Origin of the sequence: Mycobacterium sp. 1423905.2 (assembly GCF_001673155.1) — a bacterium.
Classification (GTDB): domain Bacteria; phylum Actinomycetota; class Actinomycetes; order Mycobacteriales; family Mycobacteriaceae; genus Mycobacterium.
Map to the genome: position 1 here is coordinate 1 of NZ_LZLE01000263.1, position 22,159 is coordinate 22,159.

The 22,159-nt window shown below is 65.5% G+C and carries 21 protein-coding genes, 1 pseudogene and 1 riboswitch; of the genes and pseudogenes, 12 read left to right on the forward strand and 10 right to left on the reverse strand.

The genetic code is table 11. The features are described 5' to 3' along the window. Positions 1-117: 117 nt before the first annotated feature. Positions 118-855, forward strand: coding sequence for an MBL fold metallo-hydrolase (locus A9W95_RS17335; protein WP_067415425.1), 738 nt, complete (start codon positions 118-120; stop codon positions 853-855). On the opposite strand, the gene A9W95_RS17340 is transcribed toward A9W95_RS17335, so the two are convergent. Genes A9W95_RS17340 through A9W95_RS17365 form a run of 6 tightly spaced genes read right to left on the reverse strand, consistent with a single transcriptional unit; the run spans position 844 to position 6,200 of the window. Then, positions 844-2,166 (reverse strand): NtaA/DmoA family FMN-dependent monooxygenase, encoded by a 1,323-nt coding sequence (locus A9W95_RS17340; protein WP_067415294.1) that lies wholly within the window; start codon positions 2,164-2,166, stop codon positions 844-846. The two genes, A9W95_RS17335 and A9W95_RS17340, sit on opposite strands and share 12 nt — an antisense overlap. Next, positions 2,163-3,284 carry an LLM class flavin-dependent oxidoreductase gene (locus A9W95_RS17345; RefSeq protein WP_067415297.1) on the reverse strand — a complete coding sequence of 374 codons (1,122 nt, stop codon included), beginning with the start codon at positions 3,282-3,284 and terminating at the stop codon, positions 2,163-2,165. Before A9W95_RS17345 ends, A9W95_RS17340 begins: the two co-directional genes overlap by 4 nt. Continuing rightward, positions 3,281-4,378 carry an LLM class flavin-dependent oxidoreductase gene (locus A9W95_RS17350; RefSeq protein ID WP_067415300.1) on the reverse strand — a complete coding sequence of 366 codons (1,098 nt, stop codon included), beginning with the start codon at positions 4,376-4,378 and terminating at the stop codon, positions 3,281-3,283. The genes A9W95_RS17345 and A9W95_RS17350 overlap by 4 nt, the downstream gene beginning before the upstream one ends. Further along, positions 4,375-4,881, reverse strand: coding sequence for a GNAT family N-acetyltransferase (locus A9W95_RS26930; RefSeq protein ID WP_067415302.1), 507 nt, complete (start codon positions 4,879-4,881; stop codon positions 4,375-4,377). The genes A9W95_RS17350 and A9W95_RS26930 overlap by 4 nt, the downstream gene beginning before the upstream one ends. 18 nt (positions 4,882-4,899) lie before the next feature. Continuing rightward, on the reverse strand, positions 4,900-5,829 hold the full coding sequence (locus tag A9W95_RS26935; protein ID WP_067415304.1) for a class I SAM-dependent methyltransferase: 930 nt from the start codon (positions 5,827-5,829) through the stop codon (positions 4,900-4,902). Continuing rightward, positions 5,829-6,200, reverse strand: coding sequence for a DUF3054 domain-containing protein (locus A9W95_RS17365; protein ID WP_067415306.1), 372 nt, complete (start codon positions 6,198-6,200; stop codon positions 5,829-5,831). Before A9W95_RS17365 ends, A9W95_RS26935 begins: the two co-directional genes overlap by 1 nt. A gap of 35 nt (positions 6,201-6,235) precedes the next feature. Between A9W95_RS17365 and A9W95_RS17370 the strand changes: the two genes are divergently transcribed. The 7 genes from A9W95_RS17370 (at position 6,236) to A9W95_RS17400 (ending at position 13,760) form a co-directional block, all read left to right on the forward strand. After that, positions 6,236-7,423, forward strand: coding sequence for an acyl-CoA dehydrogenase (locus tag A9W95_RS17370; RefSeq protein ID WP_067415309.1), 1,188 nt, complete (start codon positions 6,236-6,238; stop codon positions 7,421-7,423). Then, a complete protein-coding gene (locus tag A9W95_RS17375; RefSeq protein WP_067415312.1) occupies positions 7,423-8,565 on the forward strand; it encodes an acyl-CoA dehydrogenase family protein in 1,143 nt (380 codons plus the stop codon). The genes A9W95_RS17370 and A9W95_RS17375 overlap by 1 nt, the downstream gene beginning before the upstream one ends. Before the next feature lie 5 nt (positions 8,566-8,570). Beyond that, on the forward strand, positions 8,571-9,179 hold the full coding sequence (locus A9W95_RS17380; RefSeq protein WP_067415314.1) for a hypothetical protein: 609 nt from the start codon (positions 8,571-8,573) through the stop codon (positions 9,177-9,179). Next, complete coding sequence (locus A9W95_RS17385) at positions 9,157-10,608, forward strand: serine hydrolase (protein ID WP_067415316.1); 1,452 nt, start codon at positions 9,157-9,159, stop codon at positions 10,606-10,608. The genes A9W95_RS17380 and A9W95_RS17385 overlap by 23 nt, the downstream gene beginning before the upstream one ends. Positions 10,609-10,617: 9 nt before the next feature. Beyond that, on the forward strand, positions 10,618-11,526 hold the full coding sequence (locus tag A9W95_RS17390) for a class I SAM-dependent methyltransferase (RefSeq protein WP_067415319.1): 909 nt from the start codon (positions 10,618-10,620) through the stop codon (positions 11,524-11,526). 67 nt (positions 11,527-11,593) lie between these two features. Further along, positions 11,594-12,514 (forward strand): class I SAM-dependent methyltransferase, encoded by a 921-nt coding sequence (locus A9W95_RS17395; protein WP_067415426.1) that lies wholly within the window; start codon positions 11,594-11,596, stop codon positions 12,512-12,514. A gap of 25 nt (positions 12,515-12,539) precedes the next feature. Beyond that, positions 12,540-13,760 (forward strand): peptidoglycan DD-metalloendopeptidase family protein, encoded by a 1,221-nt coding sequence (locus tag A9W95_RS17400; protein ID WP_067415323.1) that lies wholly within the window; start codon positions 12,540-12,542, stop codon positions 13,758-13,760. An 11-nt stretch (positions 13,761-13,771) separates the two neighbouring features. On the opposite strand, the gene A9W95_RS17405 is transcribed toward A9W95_RS17400, so the two are convergent. Both A9W95_RS17405 and A9W95_RS17410 read right to left on the reverse strand, forming a co-directional pair. After that, positions 13,772-14,824 (reverse strand): hypothetical protein, encoded by a 1,053-nt coding sequence (locus A9W95_RS17405; RefSeq protein WP_067415325.1) that lies wholly within the window; start codon positions 14,822-14,824, stop codon positions 13,772-13,774. 63 nt (positions 14,825-14,887) lie between these two features. Beyond that, positions 14,888-15,871: an NAD-dependent epimerase/dehydratase family protein gene (locus tag A9W95_RS17410; protein ID WP_067415327.1), complete on the reverse strand. Its 984-nt coding sequence runs from the start codon at positions 15,869-15,871 to the stop codon at positions 14,888-14,890. A gap of 562 nt (positions 15,872-16,433) precedes the next feature. Here A9W95_RS17410 and A9W95_RS27530 point away from each other — a divergent pair. Together A9W95_RS27530 and A9W95_RS17420 are read left to right on the forward strand one after the other, a co-directional pair. Next, positions 16,434-16,901 (forward strand): hypothetical protein, encoded by a 468-nt coding sequence (locus tag A9W95_RS27530; protein WP_067415328.1) that lies wholly within the window; start codon positions 16,434-16,436, stop codon positions 16,899-16,901. Positions 16,902-17,042: 141 nt separating this feature from the next. Next, positions 17,043-18,458 (forward strand): NAD(P)/FAD-dependent oxidoreductase, encoded by a 1,416-nt coding sequence (locus A9W95_RS17420; RefSeq protein WP_067415331.1) that lies wholly within the window; start codon positions 17,043-17,045, stop codon positions 18,456-18,458. Here the strand turns inward: A9W95_RS17420 and A9W95_RS17425 are convergent. Then, complete coding sequence (locus A9W95_RS17425; RefSeq protein ID WP_067415334.1) at positions 18,455-19,675, reverse strand: O-succinylhomoserine sulfhydrylase; 1,221 nt, start codon at positions 19,673-19,675, stop codon at positions 18,455-18,457. The two genes, A9W95_RS17420 and A9W95_RS17425, sit on opposite strands and share 4 nt — an antisense overlap. A gap of 7 nt (positions 19,676-19,682) precedes the next feature. Further along, positions 19,683-20,123, reverse strand: coding sequence for a rhodanese-like domain-containing protein (locus A9W95_RS17430; RefSeq protein ID WP_067415338.1), 441 nt, complete (start codon positions 20,121-20,123; stop codon positions 19,683-19,685). Between the two features lie 114 nt (positions 20,124-20,237). Then, positions 20,238-20,349: riboswitch (SAM riboswitch) on the reverse strand. A gap of 734 nt (positions 20,350-21,083) precedes the next feature. Here A9W95_RS17430 and A9W95_RS17440 point away from each other — a divergent pair. Both A9W95_RS17440 and A9W95_RS26425 read left to right on the forward strand, forming a co-directional pair. Next, positions 21,084-21,749: a helix-turn-helix domain-containing protein gene (locus tag A9W95_RS17440; RefSeq protein WP_067415347.1), complete on the forward strand. Its 666-nt coding sequence runs from the start codon at positions 21,084-21,086 to the stop codon at positions 21,747-21,749. 289 nt (positions 21,750-22,038) lie between these two features. Beyond that, positions 22,039-22,149 (forward strand): annotated as a pseudogene (locus A9W95_RS26425) (GMC oxidoreductase); the annotation flags it as partial. Between the last annotated feature and the right edge of the window lie 10 nt (positions 22,150-22,159).

Below are 22,159 nucleotides of genomic sequence, written 5' to 3' on the forward strand. Positions count from 1 at the left end.
TCACGGTCGCGACCCGCTGCGCCCGGCTTCGCCGCGCTGGCGATCGCTCCGCCCAAAAAGTCGCGACCCGCTGCGCCCGGCTTCGCCGCGCTGGCGATCGCTCCTAAAATCGCGGGCATGGCGGAGCTAGTCCAAGTCACCGACACCGTTCACCTCGTCCAAGGCCATGCGGTCAACTGGACCTTGGTCACCGACGACACCGGCGTCCTGCTGATCGACGCCGGCTATCCCGGTGATCGCGAGGAAGTGCTCGGGTCGCTGCGCCGGCTGGGATATCAACCCGGCGATGTGCGCGCCATTCTGTTGACCCACGCCCACATCGACCACCTCGGCTCGGCCATCTGGTTCGCCAGCGAGCACGGCACTCCGGTGTACTGCCATCCCCGCGAAGTGGGCCACGCCAAACGCGACTATCTAGAACAAGTGTCGACAATCGATGTGGCCCTTCGCATTTGGCGTCCCCGCTGGGCGGTATGGACCGCGCACGTGGTCCGCAGCGGCGGGCTGATCCGCGACGGCATCCCCAGCACTCAGCCGCTGACCGCCGAGGTGGCCGCCGGCCTGCCGGGGCGGCCCGAGGCCGTCTTCAGCCCCGGTCACACCAACGGGCACTGCTCCTATCTGGTCGACGGCGTCCTAGTCAGCGGCGATGCGCTGATCACCGGCCACCCGCTGTTGCGTCACCGCGGACCGCAATTGCTGCCGGCCATCTTCAGTTACAGCCAGCAGGACTGCATCCACACTCTGTCCGCGCTGGCTGAGGTGGACAGCGACGTGCTGGTTCCCGGTCACGGCCAGCTGTGGCGCGGACCGATCCGCGAGGCCACGGAGGCGGCGCTGGCCCTAGCGCGTTAACCCCAGGTGATCGCGCAGCGTCTCGCCGGTGTATTCGGTGCGGAAGGCGCCGCGCTCCTGCAGCAGCGGGACCACGTCGTCGACGAATTCGTCGAGCCCGTGCGGCGTCAGGTGCGGCACCATGATGAACCCGTCACACGCGTCGGCCTGTACGTAGCGGTCGATCTCGTCGGCGATGTGGGCGGCGCTGCCGACGAACTGGTGCCTGCTGGTGACGGCGATTACCAGCTCCCGGATCGACAGGTTTTCGGCCTCGGCGCGTTCCCGATAGCGGCGGGCCACCGCAACCGGGTCGCCGTGGCGGACCCGGCCTTGGGTGATGGTGCTGTCGACGACCGGATCGAAGTCGGGCAGCGGACCGTCGGGGTCGTAATCGGAAAGCTCCCGGCCCCACACCTGCTCGAGCATTGCGATCGCCGTCGCGCCGCTGACTTGTTGATAACGTATGTGGCGCGCCTTGTCGTGCGCTTCGGCGTCGCTGTCACCGAGCACGAATGTCGCAGCAGGAAACACCTTGAGCTGGTCGGGGTCTCGGCCGTAAGCCTTGGCACGGCCCTTGACGTCGGCATAGTAGCGCTGGCCGTCTTCGAGTGACCCGTGCAAGGTGAACAAGGCGTCGGCGTGCCGGGCGCCGAACGCCCGGCCTTCGTCGGAGTCACCGGCCTGCAACAACACTGGGTGACCCTGCGGGCCGGCCGGGAGCGTCGCGAACCCGCGCACGTCGAACTGCGCATCGCGGTGTTCGACACTGCGGATCCCTTCGGCGTTGACGTACACACCGCCGGCGACGTCGGCCAGCACCGCGTCGGGTGCCCAACTGTCCCAGAACTCACGGGCCACGGCGAGGAATTGCTCGGCTCGCACGTAGCGGTCGGCGTGGGACAAGAACCCGCCGCGCCGAAAGTTCGCGCCGGTGAAGGCGTCCGAGGAGGTCACTATGTTCCATCCGGCCCGGCCACCGGACAGGTGGTCCAGGGTGGCGAATTGCCTTGTCACCTCGAAGGGTTCGTTGAAGGTGGTGTTGATGGTCCCGGTGAGCCCGAGCCGCTCGGTGACACCGGCCAGCGCGGCGAGCACGGTGAAGGTGTCCGGGCGCCCGACGACATCGAGGTCGTGAATCCTGCCGCGGTGTTCGCGGAGACGTAGCCCTTCGGCCAGGAAGAAGAAGTCGAACAGGCCGCGTTCGGCGGTGCGGGCGAGGTGGACGAAGGAGTCGAACTCGATCTGGCTGCCCGCGCTGGGGTCAGTCCACACGGTCGTGTTGTTCACCCCCGGGAAGTGGGCGGCCAGATGAATGGGTTTGCGGTTCAACAGGTCAACCCCCAACGCCGGGCGATCAATTCATGCGAACGCAGCCGGTCTTCGTGCCGGTGAGTAACCGAGGTGACGACCAGTTCGTCGGCGCCGGCAACCCGTTGCAGGGCGTGCAGTCGCTCGGCGACCTCGTCCGGGTTGCCGACGAATTGCGTTGCCAGCCGGTCTTTTACCAGTGCATACTGTTCGTCGGTCAGCGGCGGGCAGTCGGCGGGATCCGGGTAGGGCATGGCGCCCACGCCGGTGCGAATGGAGTACACCCAATGGCCGTAACTGCCGGCCAGCCGGCGGGCGGCGGCGCTGTCCTCGGCGACGACGATGTCCGCCGACACCACGACGTAGGGTCGCTCTAGCGTCTGAGACGGCGTAAAGGCATTGCGGTACGCCTCGATCGCCTCGAGCGCGGTGGCGGGGGTGATGTGGTAGCTCGCGACGAACGGCAACCCCATCGCCCCGGCGACCTGCGCGCTCTGGCCGCGGGTGCTGCCGAAGATCCACGGGGCCAACCGGGCGTGCTCGCCGGGCACGGCGTGCACGTCGAATTCACCGGCGCGGTAGCGCCCGTCCAGCAGCGCGACGATGTCCCCGACCTGCTCGGCGAAGTCCGGGGACACTGCCTCAGGCTGCTGCAAGATCGCCATGGTGGCCTGCAGCCGGTCGAGATCGAGCAGGCCGCGCAGATCGAACGGGGTGGGAACCACCACGCCGTCCACCTCATGCCATTGCCGCGGCGGCCGTGGGGTTCTCGGCTTCTTCGGTTTGTTGTCGTCCGAGCGGCGCTGTCCGGAGCGGCCGACACCTAGATCGATACGGCCCGGGTAGAACGCATCCAGCATGCCGAAGCTCTCGACGACGGCGACGGCGGTGGTGTACCCGAGCTGAACCGCGGCCGCCCCCACGTGAATGTTATTGGTAGCGGCGGCTATCTGACCGATCAGCACCGCAGGCGCCGAGCTGGCGACACCGACGAAGTGATGTTCGGCCACCCAATAACGGCGAAAACCCCACCGCTCGGCATGCTGGGCCAGGTCGATGGTGTTGCGCAGTGCGGCCGCCGCGTCACTGCCGGCGCTGATCGGCGACAGGTCCAGAATGGACAGCGGTACAGGGCTCATTTGTCCGCTCCCACATAGCGATTCGCCGCGACCGGCAGGCCCAGCCGCTGGCGCAGCGTTTCTCCATCGACGTAGCCGGACCGGAAGCAGCCCGCCCGCTGCAGCAATGGCACCACCTCGTCGACGATTACCGGGAAGTCGGCGACGTTGACGGCCGGACGCAGGCGGACACCGTGGATGCCGTGCCGCTGCCAGGACAACAGCATTTCCACGAGTTGCGCTGGACTGTCGCCGAAGACCAATGCGTCGGAACGGAAGTCGGTGTCGCCTCGGAAGGAAACGACCACGTCGGCGAAGATTTTTAAGTGCCGACCGCCGGCGGTGTGAACTTCGTCGACGATGGTGCGCACCTGCGAGTCGTCGGTGGGCGTGATGAAGACGACGTCGGCGCTGGCAGCGGCGAACTCATAGATCGGTCCCGCGTGCGCGAGCGCGGCCACCACCGGCTGACCTTGGGGCGGCCGCGGAGTGATGGACGGCCCCTTGACCGAGAAATACTTGCCGGTGAAATCGACGTAGTGCAACTTGTCCCGATCGATGTAGCGCCCCGTGCTCACGTCGCGGATCACCGCGTTGTCTTCCCAGCTGTCCCATAGCCTGCGTACCACCTCGACGACGTCGCGTGCCTCGTCGAACAGCTCCGACGGGTCGATCGAACGCCGCCCGAACAGCGCCGCTTCATACGGGGTCGCGCTGACCCGCGGCTGCCAACCCGCTCGGCCGTGCGAGACGAAATCAAGCGTGGCAATGGATTTGGAGACGTGGAACGGTTCGGTGTGGGTGACCGTGGCGACCGGGACCAGGCCGATGTGTCGGGTGACCGGTGCGATGCGCGCTGCGGTCAATACGGCATCGGCGCGTCCGGTCAGCCGATCCGGATGAAGCCGCGAGCTGCGTCCCACCTGCGGCATCAACGAGTCGTCGATGGTGAGGAAGTCGAGCAGGCCCCGCTCGGCGGTGACCGCCAGCTCGGCCCAGTACCGGCCGGTGAGCATCGCGGTGGGATCGATGCCGGAAGCCACGGTCGGCCGCCAGGCGTGCGGATCCCAGCCGAATCCGTCGAGCGCGACCGCTAGGTGCAGGTTGGGGGTCATCGCAAGTCCTTGACGAAGGCGATCGGGAACACCGGTCCGTTGCTGGGCAGCGGTTCGGGCAGGCGGGTGTATCCGGTCGCCTCGTACAGCTCCTCGGCCTCGGGTTGGCGATTGCCGGTCATCAGATAGATCTTGCGGTAACCGCGGGCGGTTATCTCGGCCTCCAACTCGGTGAGCAACGCACGCGCGAAGCCGCGGCGACGGTGTCCGCTGTCGGTCCAGATGCGCTTCAATTCCGCGGTGTGGGCGTCGTAGCGTTTGAACCCGCCGCCGGTGACCGGGCGCCCGTCCAGCAGGCCGATGAGCATGCCACCGTGCGGAGGCGCGAATTCGTCGCCGGGGTTGTCGGTCAACCAGGCCAGCACCGTGGGCGCTGAGCTGTCGTATCGCTGGGCGTACTCCGCGGCCAACTCAGCCAACAACGGCTGGGCCAGTGGATCGTCCAGCGCTGCGGGGACGAACCGCAGCTGGGCCGCCGGGGCGGATTGGCTGGATCCGGGCATCACGTCAATGTCTAACGTCTACGGCCGGGATGCATTCCGGCCGCCCATCCTGGTGGCGGTCACATAGCGCGGTGAGATCTCGGCTCGGCGAGGGCTGATTTGCGGATTGCCCGCCATCCCGATGGTTTCGAGCAGCTCGACGACGGTCTGCTCGTACGTCTGCCAACCGTTGGCCGCCAGCAATTCCGGCACGGAGTTGAACTCCGCGGCGTAGGTCAGCCTGGACAGATCGATATCGACGCCGTGCCGGCGCCAGTGGTCGACGAAGGCCTGCCCTTCGCGCAGCTGAGCCGCCGTCCAGGTGGGCATGTGGTCGGCGGTCAGCCGGCTGCCGGGGGCACTCACCTCCGTGACGTTATGCAGCAACCGGTCCTGGGCATCGGGCGGCAGGTAGCCCACGAAGAGGTTCTCGGCGACCCAGACGGTGGGTTGGGCGTCATCGAAGCCGACCCGCCGCAGCCCGGAAAGCCAGTCCTGACGCAGATCGATGCCCACCGCGCAACGGTTGACGCTCAGCTTGGCACCCAGCTTGCGCAGCAACTGCGTCTTGAAGTCCAGGACGTTGGGCTGGTCGATCTCATAGACCGTGGTCCCTCGCGGCCACCAGAGCCGATACGGTCGCGTGTCCAAGCCAGAGGCCAGGACTACGACCTGACGAAGGCCCGCTTGGTAAGCGTCGGCCAGGAACTCGTCCACGAACCGCGCATGCAATCCCAGAACGCGGAGTATCCCCGCGATCAGCGGGTTGTCACCCCCATCGCCGGCATAGCGTTCCTCGTCGATCACCCGAGTGAAGTACTCCACTCCGACGGCCCGCACCAGCGCCTCGGCGAACGGATCGTTGAGCAGCCCCTGGTTCGTCGCCACCGCCCGAGCGGCCGCGCCGAACGTGGCGGTCATGCCCACGCCGGTGGCCGGCCCCCAGGTGTCGCCGTCCGTCCGCACCATCAACGACGCCGTCGCGCCAACCCGAGCGCCGCTCGCCAACCGAGCAGCAGCAGCGCGGTGACCGAGGACGCGACCACGATGAAACTTGCCGCCACCCCGGCGGAGGTCAATCTGCGCAGCACCATGCCGACCACCACGGTGCAGACCCACACGATGACTCCGGTGGGCGCCACGGCGGTGGGCCGTCGCCAGCCGCGCGCCGCCAGCCAGCCCACAGCGGTCCCGGTCAGGAACGGCCAAGCCGTCGACACGACGCCGCTGACATTCAGTCCTTCGTCATGACTGCGGCGCCCGGCCGCGCAGAAAACCATGACGGCGACGACGTCGGTCATCAGCCAGGCCGGCCACGTCTGCCCCCGCCGTGGTTGCATGCAGCGAGATTACCGGGGCAGGGCAGGATGGGAGCATGAGCACCAACACACCGCCCGCGTTCGACGCGCAGGACCCGCTGGGCCTGGACGCATCGCTGTCCGATGACGAGATTGCGGTCCGCGACACCGTCAGAAAATTCTGCGCCGAAAACGTCACCCCGTACGTCGCGGAATGGTTCGAAGAAGGTGACCTGCCGTTCGCGCGGGAATTGGCGAAGCAATTCGGCGAGTTGGGGCTGCTGGGCATGCATCTGGAGGGTTACGGGTGCGGCGGAGCCTCGGCGGTGCACTACGGCTTGGCCTGCACCGAATTAGAGGCCGCCGATTCCGGCGTGCGCTCGATGGTCTCGGTGCAGGGCTCGCTGGCCATGTTCGCCATCTGGAAGTTCGGCTCCGAGGAACAAAAACAGCAGTGGCTGCCGGGCATGGCCGCCGGGGACCTACTGGGCTGCTTCGGGTTGACCGAACCCGACGCCGGCTCGGATCCCGCGGCGATGAAGACGCGGGCGCGACGAGACGGCTCGGACTGGGTGCTCAACGGTCGCAAGATGTGGATCACCAACGGCTCGATTGCCGACGTCGCGGTGGTCTGGGCCGCGACCGACGACGGCGTGCGCGGTTTCGTCGTGCCGACCGACACATCGGGATTCGCCGCGAACACCATTCACCACAAGTTGTCGTTGCGGGCGTCGATCACCAGCGAATTGGTGCTCGACGATGTGCGGTTGCCGGCCGACGCGATGCTGCCCGAGGGAAAGGGCTTGCGGGGACCGTTGTCCTGCTTGTCCGAGGCGCGCTACGGGATCATCTGGGGTTCGATGGGAGCGGCCCGGTCGGCGTGGCAGGCGGCGCTGGACTACGCGACGCAGCGCACCCAGTTCGGTCGTCCGATCGCGGGATTCCAGTTGACCCAGGCGAAATTGGTCGACATGGCGGTCGAACTGCATAAAGGCCAGCTGCTGTCGCTGCACCTGGGTCGGCTCAAAGACAGCGTCGGCCTGCGTCCGGAGCAGGTGAGCTTCGGCAAGCTCAACAACACCCGCGAAGCCCTGAAGATCTGCCGGACAGCGCGAACCATATTGGGTGGCAACGGGATATCGCTGGAGTATCCGGTGATCCGGCACATGGTCAACCTGGAGTCGGTGCTCACGTACGAGGGCACACCGGAGATGCACCAGTTGGTGCTGGGCCAGGCGTTCACCGGTAGCAACGCTTTCCGCTGATGGCCGTCGCCTACACCGCCGAGCATCACCAGTTTCGGGAGCTGGTGCGCGACTTCGTCCAGCGAAGCGTGCTTCCGGCGCACGAGAAGTGGGAACGGGACGGCCAGTGGGACCGCTCATTGTTCATCGAAGCAGGAAAGCTTGGCTTGCTGGGTATCTCGGTGCCCGAGCGGTTCGGCGGCCCGGGTGTCGACGACTTCCGATACAACGCCATCGTGATGGACGAACTGCAGCGAGGCGGGGCGGCCGCAGAGGCCATCGCCTTCACCCTGCAAAACGATGTGGTCCTGCCCTATCTGACCGATCTGACGACGCCGGAACAACAACAGCGTTGGCTACCCGGTGTGGTGACGGGCGAGACCGTCCTAGGGATCGGCATGACTGAGCCCGGCGCGGGCAGCGACCTGGCGGGGATCCGCACGACGGCGGTGCGAGACGGCGACCATTACGTGGTCAACGGTGCTAAGACGTTCATCTCCAACGGGCAGAGCGGCGACCTGTTCGTCATCGCCGCCCGGACCTCACCGGACCGGCACAAGGGCCTGTCGCTTCTGGTCGTCGAAGCCGACACCCCGGGATTCGAGCGGGGCCGCAAGTTGGAGAAGATCGGCCTGCACGCCCAGGACACCAGCGAACTGAGCTTCACCGACATGCGGGTGCCGGTGTCCAACCTGCTCGGCGCCGAAGGGGACGGCTTCTACCAGCTGGTGCGCAATCTTCCGCAGGAGCGACTGGCCCTGGGAATCGGTGCGGTGGCCGCAGCGGAGGGCATTCTGGCCGAGACCCTCGAGTATGTGCGGGAGCGCAAAGCGTTCGGCGCTCCGATCGGCAGCTTCCAAAACAGCCAATTCGTGCTTGCCGAGCTGGCGACCGAATTAGACGTTGCCCGAACCTATCTCGACGACTGCCTGGCGCAGCATCTGGTGGGTGAACTGACTGCCGGCCGCGCGGCGAAGCTGAAGTGGTGGACCACCGACCTGCAGGTGCGCACCGCCGACCGGTGCCTGCAACTGCACGGCGGGTACGGCTACATGCGGGAGTACCGAGTGTCGCGGGCCTTCGTCGATGCGCGCATTCAGACGATCTACGGCGGGACCAATGAGATCATGAAGACGATCATCGCCAAGGAGTTAGGCATTTAACCGCTATGGCCACTGGGTTGAGAGTTCGAGTCGCCGCCTGCGCGGTGCTGCTAAGCGGCTTGGCCGCGCCCACCGCAGCCGCCGACCCGGTGACCTTGCCGGCAATGACGCCCACCAACGCTGGTCCGGTCATCGGTGGCGGCGGCGGAGGGCAGCTCGCGCAGCAGCTGGCCACCTTGGGCAATCCGAGTGTTCAAGAGGTGGACGGCAACGATGCCGCCGCCTTCATCAACGCCGCGGCGTCGACCGCGAATCCTCAGCTTTCCGCGCCGTTTTCGCTGTTGCGCCGGGCGCTGAACTGTCAGAACAACAACGCCGGATTCGCGGCGCGGGCGTTCCGACGCAACGATGGCCTGTGGGGCGGCGCGATGTTGGTGGCGGGGAAAACCGCCAAGCCAGATATCGAGGCCCTCACCACCTGCGCCAAGACCAACTGGCGCCGGGCCAACGCAGGCAATGAAACGTCGATGTGCAACAGCGGGTGGAACACCCCCACGTCGTTCAACAGCCGCGGCGGCGAGACCTACTACATCATGCTCGCGGGCACCGCGTCTGACTTCTGCGTCGCGCTCAACGGCAAGTACAAAGAGAATGCCAGCGGCTGGCCCACATAGCCCGGCGCAGCCCGGGCACACCACTCACGGCGCAGACCTTGGCGCAGCGTTCGACGAACTCGACGCCAAGATAACCGCGGGAATGCAGGCCTATGCCATTCCGGGCGTCGCGGTCGCCGTCTGGGTGGGCGGTCACGAATACGTCAAGGGGTTCGGGGTCACCAACGTCGACCATCCGTTGCCTGTCGACGGTGACACCGTCTTCCGAATCGGCTCGACGACAAAGACATTCACCGGGACCGTGATGATGCGGCTGGTCGAGCAGGGCAAAGTGGACCTGGATGCACCGGTGCGCCGCTACCTCCCCGAGTTCGCGGTAGCCTCCGAAGAAGCGAGCGCCACGGTGACCGTGCGCCAACTGCTCAACCACACCGCAGGCTGGGATGGCCGCAATGGGCAGGACTTCGGCCGCGGTGATGACGCGGTGGCACGCTACGTCAGGGCGATGACACGGTTACCGCAGCTGACTCCTCCGGGAACCACGTTCGCGTACAACAATGCGGGTCTGGTGGTGGCAGGCCGCATCATCGAGCTTATCGCCGGAACGACCTACGAGGCTGTGGTGCATGAGCTGGTGATCGACCCGCTGCGGCTGGCTCACACCCGCTACTTCACCGAACGGATCATCGGTATGAAGGTGGCGGCAGCCCATAGTGTGGTCGACGGGAAAGCCATTGTGGAACCTGACTTCTGGCCATTCCCACGCAGCTGCAACCCCACCGGCGGGTTGATGTCCACCGCGCGAGATCAGCTGCGCTACGCGCGGTTTCACCTCGGTGACGGCAGAACGCCGAACGGTGAGAAGCTGCTGAGCCGGCAATCGTTGGAGGAAATGCGCTCGAACCCCGGCGCGGGCGGAACACTCTGGGTCGAGCTGACCGGGATGGGCGTGACCTGGATGCTGCGGCCGTCCGCGGAGAATGTGACCATTGTCGAGCACGGCGGCACCTGGAAGGGGCAACGCTCTGGCTTCTTCATGGTGCCACAGCGCGACTTCGCCATGACCGTGCTGACCAACTCTGACGGCGGTTTCCATCTGATCAACGACCTTTTCGCCTGCGACTGGGCGTTGCACAGGTTCGCCGGAGTCACCAACCTGCCCGCCACGCCACAACACCTTGCCGCCGCCGAGCTGTCGCCATACGAGGGCCGGTACATCGCCGAGCAAGTCGCCCAGGATGGCCGCATCGAGCAAACGGTCATCGACTTCCAGGCACGGGACGGGCAGCTCGCTGGCAGCATGTGGGTCGGCGACCCGGATGGCCAGCAGAGCGAAAAACTGGGACTAGCCTTCTACCGGCTCGACTATGGACTCGACCTCGGAGCCGACAACAAGCCGACCGGCAGTCGATCCAACTTCGTCCGCGGACCGGACGGGGACCTCGCGTGGTTCTGTAGCCAGCATGGGCGCCTGTTCCGACGCCAATAAGGAGACCTGATGCCCCGCACCGACGACGACAACTGGGACCTGTCCTCTGGCGTCGGCGTCACCGCGACCATTGTCGCGGCCGGGCGCGCGATGGCCACCAAAGATCCGCGCGGATTGATCCACGACCCGTTCGCCGAGCCTCTGGTCCGCGCGGTGGGGCTGGATTTCTTCACCAAGATGATGGACGGCGAACTCGACATGTCGGCGATCGCAGACGTCTCACCGACCGTGGCGCGCGCGATGGTTGACGGAAACGCCGTCCGCACCAAGTATTTCGACGACTACGTACTCAACGCCACCGACGCGGGGATTCGGCAAGTGGTGATCCTCGCCGCCGGGTTGGACGCCCGAGCCTACCGTCTGCCGTGGCCGGCCGGGACTGTGGTGTACGAGATCGACCAACCGCAAGTCCTGGAATTCAAGACGACCACCTTGGCCCACCTGGGCGCCGAACCCTCCGCTGCTCGACGCGCCGTAGCCGTCGACTTGCGCGCCGATTGGCCGACGGCTTTGCAAGCCGCGGGCCTCGATTCGGCAGCACCGACGGCGTGGCTGGCAGAGGGGTTACTGATTTATCTGAAGCCGCAAGACCAGGACCAGCTGTTCGACAACATCACCGCACTCAGCGCGCCGGAGAGCAGGATAGCGACCGAATTCGTATCCAGTGTCGTTGATTTCAGCGCGGAGCGAGCACGGACCATATCCGACCCGTTCCGCGACCATGGTGTCGACGTCGACTTGGCCTCGTTGGTCTACACCGGCCCGCGCCACCACGTCCTCGACTACCTCGGCTCCAGAGGTTGGCAGGTGCAGGGCGTGCCGCTGGCCGAATTGTTCCGGCGCAGCGGCCTGGATGTGCCCGCTGCAGACGATGACACCGTCTTCATCAGCGGCGGCACCCGCGCGGCGCAGCCCTGACTCAAAGCGAGAAAAAAGTGTCACTGAGCACGCTGGTGGTATGCGATTCTTGATCCCGGAGAGGATCGTGATGCGTAGAGACGACGACAGCTGGGATCTGACCAGTCATGTCGGCGCGACCGCGACGCTGGTGGCGGCGGGCCGTGCCAGGGCTACCAATTCGGCCCAGCCGTTGATCGAGGACCGGTTCGCCGAGCCGTTGGTCCGCGCGGTGGGCATCGAGTTCCTCATCAGGTGGGCCAGCGGAGACCTGTGCGCGTCCGACGTCGACGAGCCCGAAGCGGCTTGGGGCCTGCAGCGAATGACGACCGAGTTGGTGGCTCGCACTCGCTACTTCGATCAATTCTTTGCCGACGCGACCGCCGCCGGGATTCGGCAGGCGGTGATCCTGGCCTCGGGTCTCGACGCGCGCGGCTATCGACTGCCGTGGCCGCCGGGCACCACGGTGTATGAGATCGACCAGCCCCATGTGCTGCAGTTCAAGGCCGAAACGTTGGCGCAGCTGGGTGCTGAGTCGACGGCGCACCTGAGGATGGTGCCGGCCGACCTGCGCCACGACTGGCCGGCCGCGTTGCTGCGTAGCGGATTCGACCCGGCGCTGCCCACCGCCTGGATTGCCGAAGGACTGTTCGGTTATCTGCCTCCGGAAGCCCAGGATCGGCTGCTGGACAACGTGACCAAGCTCAGTGCCCCGGCCAGCCGGATGGCCATGGAGACGTTCGTCGGGTCATCGGACTCTGGGCGGGTCGAAGAGATCATCCGCAGTGCGACACGCAACTGGCGCGAGCATGGATTCGATTTGGATATCTGGTCGCTGAACTATTCCGGGGCCCGCAGCGAAGCTCCCGAATACCTCGCCAACCACGGGTGGCGATCGGTGGGGACTACGTCCGCGCAGCTGCTGGCCGATCACCGCGTGGCCGCGATGCCTGGTCATTACGTCGCGCCGTCCGACAAGCCCAGCTATTACACGTCGGTTCTCGCGTGATGCACCCGGCCTAGCGGGCACCACGATGCGGATACTGGCGGTAACACGCGCCCACAATGCCGGGAAGACCTTGGCTGCGACCTTGGACTCGCTGGCCACCTTCTGCGACGAGATCTACGCGATCGACGACCGCAGCACCGACGACACCGCTGCGATCTTGGCAAACCACCCGGCGGTCACCAATGTTGTTCGCGCTCGGCAAGATCTCCCGCCGACACCGTGGTTGATACCCGAGTCCACCGGGCTGGACCTGCTGTACCGGATGGCGGATTTCTGTCGCCCGGACTGGATGGTGATGGTCGACGCGGACTGGATTTTCCAAATCGACATCGACATCCGCGAGGTGCTCGCGCGCACCCCGGACGACGTGGCGGCGCTGATGTGTCCCATGGTGTCCCGCTGGGACGATCCGGAATACCCGGATATGGTGCCGGTGATGGGCACCGCCGAGGCGATGCGTGGGCCGTTCTGGCGTTGGTACCCGGGTCTGTACGCGGGACCCAAGTTGATGCACAACTCGCATTGGCCGGCCAATATCACCGATCACGGTCGGATAGGGCAACTCGACGGAATCCGCTTGACGCACAACGGCTGGTCGACGCTGGAAGAACGGATCTCGCGCGTCGGGCACTACATGCGGCTCGATCCGGATTTTCGGCACAACTTCGGTGTGGCATATGACCGGTCCCTGTTGTTCGGTTACGCACTCGACGAGGTCGATCTGCTCAAAGCGGATTACCGCCGGCGGGTACGCGGCGAGTTCGACCGCACCGAGCCAACGCCACGGCTGCCGATCGAGGCGGAGCCGCGCGCCATCGGCCGCGGATACGGGCCGCGTGCCGACGGTTTCCATCCCGGCGTCGACTTCGCCGCTGATCCCGGCAGCCCGATCTACGCCGCCATATCCGGAACCGTCTGCTTCGCAGGCGAACTCGATCACCTTTACTCGGTGATCATCTCGGACGGCGATACCGAGGTCCGCTACGTGTTTCGGCCCGGCGAGGCCAGACACATCGCCGTGGGTGATCGGATATGCGCGGGAACCCAGATCGGCAGCCTCGGCCGGGAGGACCAATCAGCTGACGGTTACCTGCATTTCGAGACGCGGGTGCGGCGCGCACACGTCAACCCGCTGCGCTACCTGGGCAACATGGGGCTGCGGCCCTGGCCGCCGCCCGGGCAGTTGCGCGCCGTCTCGGGCAGTTATCCGCCCGCCACACCATGCACGATCACCGCAGCCGATTGATGGTGGGCGACCTACGCCGGAGCTGTCCGCTGGTAGGCCTCGACCCGTTCCAGCAGACTGCGGCCGGCCCGAATCGTCGAGCGGACTTCTTGCAGCAGTTTGGCGGGGTGCTGCAGGTCCATCTCGTGCAGTCCTTCGTAGCGGTCGATGCCGAATCCCACCGTCTCGATGCGAATTCCGAACGGCAGCGTCAGAGTGCGCAGCGCGTCGAAGTTCTGATAGGGCACGAATGGCTGACCGGTCACCAGTAGACAACTCGAGTGCCGCATGTCCAGTGTCTGGGCGGTGAAGGCAAAGGTGTCCGCGGAGGTGGCGCGGCGGTTGTTAGGGTCCGGCGACGGAGCCTCGAGCAGTGTGATCGGCAGCCCGAGGTCATTGCTGTCTTCGCCGAAGCGCCAGACCATTTCGCCCCGATGCGGGTCGCTGACTCGCTGCTGCCCACGCTGCACCACTTCGCGGGTATCCACGCCGAACGCGTCGGCCGCGGCGGCCGCCAGCAGATCGAATTCGGTACGCGCGCCGGGGGCGCAAGACGCGACCGCGTCCGCTTCCGACGGCAACAGCCGCCGAGAAGCGGCGGCCAGGACGATATGACCAATGCGGTACTGGGCAGCCAGTTCCCGCGCCCATCGGGCCCGAAGCATGTTGGAGTAACGTCCGGTGCCGATCACCAAGAGGTAGTCGAATGTTGTTCCGCTGGGCGAAGACTCATCGGTGAGGCCCAGCTGTTGGGCCAGCGTCGTGATGGTGTCCAGCTGCCAGTCCGACAGGTCCAGACGTGGGATCATCCAGCGTGCTCCGCCGCCGGCGTCTTGGGACTGCACCTGCTCCCCGCTCGGACGTGCCCTCGTCCGGCCCCGGTAATCCCACACCTCACTGAACTCGTCCAGGGAGGCCAGCCGGGCGGCGAGATCATCGTGCCGCGGGAATGCCCCGCCGAACATCGCAACCAACTGCGCCAGCGCGTCATGCGCGGTCCACGCGTCGACCCGCGCGCGCAGCGACGTCAGACATTCATCATCGAACGAGTCTCCGCACGCTGACGTTTCAGCCGGACTGTTCACTTGATGTTCCTTGCTCCCTCGACACGCCACGCACGTTTTCCCGGAAGGCCACAATCGCGGTGATCACCGCGGAGACAACGCGCCGCTGTATCCGTCATGTTCGTAGGCGTACTGCGGCTGATCCTTCGCCCATTGGATATAGCGGTCGATGCCCTCCCAGATATCGACTTCCGGTTTGAACCCGATGCTCTTGGCGAGGTCGATATTGGCGGGAAAACGGGCGACTTCGCCGGCGCGTGCGTCACATCGGGTGATCTTGGCGTCGAACTTTTCAGCGATGTACTCGACGATATCTTTCACCTGGGTGTCTGTGCCGCTCGCGAAATTGATCGCTTGTCCGCGCAGCGCGGTGTTTTGCAACACCAGGTTGTAGGCATTGACGATATCGCTTACGTACAGATAATCGCGTGTCGCCGAACCGTCGCCGAAGATCGTGAGGTTTTCGCCGTTGATGGCCTGCCGGACGAGTCGTGGAATCAGGGCACCGAATCGGCCGGTTTTCTGGCGGACGCCGAAGATGTTGAATGGCCGAACAATTGTGACGTCCAGACCATACGAGCGGTAGTAGGAGTAACACAACCGATCGGCCGCTGCCTTGGAGGCGCCGTAAGGGCTGTTCGGCCTCAGCTCCGCTGTCTCGTCGAGGCGTTCGCCCTCCTGCAGATTGTGGCCGTCGCCGTACACTTCGCAGGTCGACACATAAATCAACCGATTCTTGTAGCGCCGGACCGCCTCTAACACTCGGTAGGTACCCATGACGTTGGTTTCGAGGAAGCTTTCTGGATCACCGAGAGATTGGTCGACATTGATATTCGCGGCCAGATGAAAAACGACGTGGTGCTCGCGTACCGCGCGATGGACCGTTTCTCCATCGGTCACCGAACCGGAAATAAAGGCCGCTCGTTCGTGCGAACGAAAGTCATTCGTGTTCCGGGTCGCGCTCTTCGATGACGTATTCAGGACGGTGACCCAATGCCCGTTGGCCAATAGCGACTCGGATAGATGACTTCCCTGGAAGCCTGCGCCCCCGGTGACAAGTATTTCCAACTGGTTCGCCCCTCGGTCTCTTCGGTACGGCGTGAGCTTAATCGATGCTGGCGGCAAAGTCAGCGAATCGACTTGACTCGCACAAACTCCCGCGAAACACCGTCAGTGCCGAGATAAGAAATGCCCGCGAAATAGTGCTGCCGTCAGGCTCGGGAAGTGTGTTGTCGATCGGATGAGGTCAGGCCCGGTCGGGCAGACCTGGCGGCGCTAGGAACAAGTTCGGCTGCGTCGACGATCAAACCCTCACCCGTGCCGCGACTTCTCGCGGCCGACGCTGAACACACAGCAATCTTTCGGGTGCCGATAGGCGCACATACAGTTAGCCTAAGTAAAAAGATGGTTATGGGACGCTACATACACTGGGCAGCTTCAATAGCCGTGATAGCCGCGGGCTTCGGGTTAGTTGGCGTGGGCGTCGCCGGCGAGGCGCAAGGCGATCCCGGCCCGCCACCGCACTGGTGTCCGGGCGACTTCTGGGATCCCGCATGGGGACCGAACCTCAATCCGTTCAGCTGTCACGACGACTCCCCGCTACCCGATCCGGACGTCATTCCTTATCCCAATGAGCCCCTCCCGGGAAACGGCATACCGGGATACCACCCCGGGCATCCCGGGCATCCCGGTGGGTCTGGCGGTCCCGGCGGCCCCTACCACCCCGGCGGACCTAACGGACCAGGAAGCGGCCCCGGCGCACCGGGTGGCGCGCCCGGTGGACCGGGAAGCGGCCCCGGCGGCGCACCAGGAGGACCCGGTGATGCACCCGGCGGCGGCGCACCCAGCGGTCCCGGTGGCGGCGCACCTGGTGGACCCGGTAGTGCTCCCGGTGGCGGCACAATCGGCGGAGGCGGCGGCAGCACCGGCGGCGGCAGCACCGGCGGAGGCGGCAGCACCGGCGGAGGCGGCAGCACCGGCGGAGGCGGCAGCACCGGCGGAGGCGGCAGCACTGGCGGAGGCGGCAGCACCGGCGGAGGGGGCGGCGGCGGCAGCACTGGCGGCGGCGGTCACTGACGCAACCGCCGTCAGCCGTTGACGGGGATCGTGCTTCACCCGCAAGGCCCCGGACCGTCCCCCACACATTCCGCCGGCTGAAGACGTTGGCCTAGCCGAGTCATAGGGTGGGTATGCGCTGCGCAGAGTGTGAGACCAGACGGACCGGAGAAAGGGAAGAAGTATGTCGGCCCCATCCAGCGAACTGTCGACCACCAACAAGCGCCATCACGTCGTCATCATCGGTAGCGGATTCGGTGGCCTGAACGCCGCCCGGGCGTTGAAGCGGACCGACGTGGACGTCACCCTGATCTCCAAGACGACCACCCACTTATTCCAACCCCTGCTCTACCAGGTGGCCACCGGCATCTTGTCCGAAGGAGACATCGCCCCCACCACCCGCCTAATCCTGCGCAAACAGAAGAACATCCGGGTCCTGCTGGGTGAGGTCAACGACATCGACCTCAAGAACCAGACGGTGACGTCGAAGTTGATGGACATGAACACGGTGACCCCGTACGACAGCCTGATCGTGGCCGCCGGTTCCCAGCAGTCCTACTTCGGCAACGACGAATTCGCCACCTTCGCGCCCGGCATGAAAAGCATTGACGACGCGCTGGAGCTGCGCGGCCGCATCCTGGGCGCGTTCGAAGCCGCCGAGGTGAGCACCGACCCGGCCGAGCGGGAACGCCGGCTGACCTTTGTGGTGGTCGGCGCGGGACCCACCGGCGTGGAGTTGGCCGGCCAGATCGTCGAGCTGGCTGAACGCACGCTGGCCGGGGCGTTTCGCACCATCAAGCCCAGCGAGTGCCGCGTCATCCTGCTCGACGCCGCCCCGGCGGTGCTGCCGTCGATGGGAGAGAAAATGGGCCAGAAGGCGCAACGACGGCTGGAGAAGATGGGGGTGGAAATCCAGCTCAACGGCATGGTCTCGGCCGTCGACTACAAGGGCATCACCGTGAAAGAGAAGGACGGCAGCGAACGGCGCATCGAATGCGCATGCAAGGTGTGGGCCGCCGGTGTGCAGGCCAGCACGCTGGGCAAGATGATCGCCGAGCAGTCCGACGGCACCGAGACCGACCGCGCCGGACGGGTGATCGTCGAGCCGGATCTCACCGTGAAGGGCCACCCGTATGTCTTCGTCATCGGCGACCTCGCCCTGGTTCCCGACGTCCCCGGCATGGCGCAGGGTGCGATTCAGGGCGCGCACTACGCCACCAAGACCATCAAGCGGGCGGTCAAGGGCCAGGATGACCCGGCCAACCGCAAGCCCTTCGACTATTTCAACAAAGGCAGCATGGCGACCGTCTCCCGGTACAGCGCCGTCGCACAGATCGGGAAGTTCGAGTTCGGCGGGTTCATCGCCTGGTTGGCGTGGTTGGTGCTGCACCTGTACTACCTGGTCGGTTACCGCAACCGCATCGCCGCGTTGTTCAGCTGGGTGATTTCCTTCCTGGGTCGCAGCCGCGGGCAGATGGCCATCACCAGCCAGATGATTTACGCCCGGGTGGTGACGAACTGGATGCAGCAGACCCAGGGGCAAGGGGCGCTGGCCGCAGCCGAAGAGGCCGAGCACGCCGAACAGAAGGCGGCCGGCTAGCTCAACGCTTGGTCGATGTCGGCGATCAGATCGTCGGTACCTTCCAGTCCGACCGAGATACGGACCACGCCGTCGCCCAAGCCGATGGCGGCGCGGCCCTCCGGGCCCATCGCCCGGTGTGTCGTGGTAGCCGGATGCGTGACAAGGGATTTGGCGTCACCGAGGTTGTTGGATATGTCGATCAGCTGCAACTTGTCCAGCAGCTCGAAGGCCCGTTGCTTGGCGACGCCTTCGTCAGCGTCCAGCTCGAAGGTGAGAACCGTTCCACCGCCGGTCATTTGGCGCTTGGCCAGATCGTGCTGCGGGTGCGACGGCAGGAACGGGTATCGCACCCAGCGCACCGCGGGATGGCCTTCGAGGAACTCGGCGATGCGCTGCGCCGAGGCGTTGCTGTAGTCCACGCGAACGGCCAGCGTCTCCAGGCCTTTGAGCAATATCCAGGCATTGAACGCACTCATCGCCGGGCCGGTGTGGCGCATCAGCTTTTGCACCGGGCCGTCGATGTACTCCTTGTCACCAAGAATGGCACCGCCCAGCACCCGGCCCTGGCCGTCGATGTGCTTGGTGCCGGAGTACACCACTACATCAACGCCGAGCGGAAAGCCCTGCTGCAACAGCGGGGTGGCGAAGACGTTGTCCAGCACCACTTTCGCGCCGGCGGCATGAGCCAATTCGGACACGGCGGCGATGTCCACCAGCGACTGCATGGGGTTGGACGGCGTTTCGAAGAAGACCGCCTGGGTGGGCACCGACAGCGCCTGCTCCCACTGCGAAAGATCATCGCCGTCGACGAACACCGTCTCCACGCCCCAGCGCGGCAGTATTTCGTTACACACCACGAAGCACGACCCGAACAGGCTGCGCGCGGCGACCAACCGATCGCCCGCGCCCAGCAGCGCGCCCAGGGAAGTGAAGACGGCCGCCATCCCGCTGGCGGTCGCGAACGCGGCTGGTGCTCCCTCGATCAGCCGCAACCGCTCCTCGAACATCGTGACGGTCGGATTGCCGTAGCGGGAGTAGACGAAGTGATCGACTTCGCCGGTGAACGACTGCTCCGCCACTCCGGCCGACGGGTAGACGTAGCCCGACGTGAGGAACATCGCCTCGGCGGTCTCGTCGAACCCCGACCGCAACAGCCCGCCACGCACGCCGATGGTGGCCTGACTGACGCCATCCGGCAGTGCCTTGGGCCTGCGCACAGAACCGTCGTCGGTCATCCCCGTGTCATCCCTGCTTCCACGGCAATCCGATGGCGCGCCAGCCGACCACCCCGCGGTGGCCGTGGTCGTCGAGATGCCCTTCGAACCCGTCCAGCACGTTATAAGCCGGCGCCAGCCCGGCCTCGGTGGCGGCTTCGGCGGCACCGATCGAGCGGTTTCCGGACCGGCACAGGAATACCACCGGCCGCTCCTCGTCGGCCTGCGCCGGCGGGACCCGCTCCTTCAGCTCGGCGGCGAAGTTTTGGTTGGGCCTGCCGTCGGTCGTAACCCACTCGATGTACACCACGTCGCGGCCCAGGCTGGAGAGGTCGGGCACGCCGACAAACCTCCATTCGGCGTCCGTTCGGACGTCGACCAACACGGCGCGGGGGTTGTCGCTAAGTAGCTTCCATGCCTCGAGAGGCGTGATGTCTCCTGCATAGGCGCGTATCTGCCCTGTGCTCATGCGCGATTTACCTCGTCCTTCCCCAACGTTCTGAGCCAGAATATCCGTGCGTAGGCGCTTGGCGATTCGCTAGAGGCATTGCAGTACTCCCGAACGGTGGGGCCTTCCCGCGGGGCGTCGCTCTCGTCGTCACCGCTTGGCGCCGGCCGCTTCGTCATCCGAGCCACCCACGAGCGTAAGGTCGACGTGCCATCCAGTCGGACCTTGGCGAAGGCATCTCATGAAGCAAGTCGAATCTACAACGGCCAAGCTACCGATGCGATGACCGCGTTTCACCGTCACTCGTCGTCAGCCTCGACGGTCGTCGCGGCATGACACCCCTGAATTCGGACGCATAAAAACCCACTCAGTGGGCGTAGGTTCGCCGCTTGCCCCGTGCCTTCCTAACGTCATAGGCGTGACGGGCGCAGGTTCGGGCCAAGATTGGCGCGCAAGTATTACCTTTCCCACAATGACTGCTGCCAACGCGCCGCTTAACAGAGTCGCAAGTCATGCGACACAGCGGCTTCCGTCTGACACGAAGCGCCGCGAGCACCTAGCCACGCAACGGGAAACGACCAACGTATCGGCCGGGCATGCATCCGTTGGTCGGCCACTTAGACGTGCTCGCACCTGATGGCATGCCGCTCATGCTGTCGCCATTACCTGCCGCCGATGGCCTGTACTGTCATGGTCTGCTCAGCCGCCCGGCGCTAATGGGATACCTAGCCAAATCACGGATGCTGGCAAAGCGCCTCTCGCAGGGCCGCCCCGGGCCACATTGCAGCCCTTCGGACCGTCTGCGTCTGAGACGGTTTGGTCGACATCATCCTGAACAGGAGTATCTCTTCTTCGCGCTGGGCATAGATCGCGGGTGTTCGCGTGTTGAATGCTGGCGACGCCGTGATGTTGGTGTGGACGACAGCAATCATAAAGGGGTCGGTGGTGGGCCAGTCTGAGTCGGATCGCAGGACCGATCGTATGGACCTCGGTGAGCGCGCGCGCGCGGCGGGCGGCTCATTTCACCACGACGGTCGCGGGGTCGTCGAGAGCGCATTTGAGCTGCTAGATCTCGTAGGTGCGCTGGAACCAGTGCGACTGCTTGACTTGGCGAAGGTGAGCGGGATCCCGCGGGAGACGGTCCGTCGACTACTTCAGCAGTTGATTGCAGTCGGGGCGGTCAGTCGCGAAGGTACCCGCTATCGGCTCGGCGCGAGCCTGTTGGGGTTGGCGTCGCGGGTGAGCGCTGAGAGTCGATTGCGGGTGGCCGCCCGGCGGCCGATCGCCGAACTGGCCTCCGCCACCGGTGCCGCAGTGCAGTTGTCCGCAATGATCGGCGGCGAGGTGGTGTACCTGGATTCGGTGGACGCTCGCGTTCCGTTAGGAGTGATCGCCCAACCCGGGTCCCCGGTACCACCCAGATGCGCGGCTGCGAGGGCCCAAACCGAACGGGGCTATACCGCACCCATAGTCGACGCAGGCGAGCTAATAGCGGGAATGAGCTGTGTCGCGGTAGCGATTCCGCTGGGCAACGGCGCTGTAGCAGCCTTGTCGACGATCGTCGCGGGACCGCGACCGCCGATCGGACTGCTCGCTGCAACCAAGGCCACCGGTGCCCGTATCTCTGGACTCCTTCGTGCGCCGTGAATTGGTGATCAGCGAGAAAGACCCACCCCGTGGGCACAGATTGGCCGCTCCCCGCGGCTTCTTAACGTCATCGGCGTGGCAGCCAACGAATCGACGAAGAATGGCGCAGAAGTAAGTGCTGCCGGAGCAGTTGAAATCTCAAGCACCACAATGTATCTCGCCAAAGGGATACTGCTCGGTCGGGCGCCGTTCGGGACGCTACCCGCCAGGTCTTGCTCGACGGCCTGGTGCATTTCGACGCCCAGCCTGAGCACGCGCATCTTCTTTATGATCCGAATGCCGTTGCGGGCCTGACCTACGCGTGCGTGGCATCGAGGGTCTGCGGGTCGCGGACGCCTCGATCATGCCCGCGATTACCAGCGGCGACGCTAACCCGCCCACGATCATGACCGGTGAGTGAGCGGCTGACC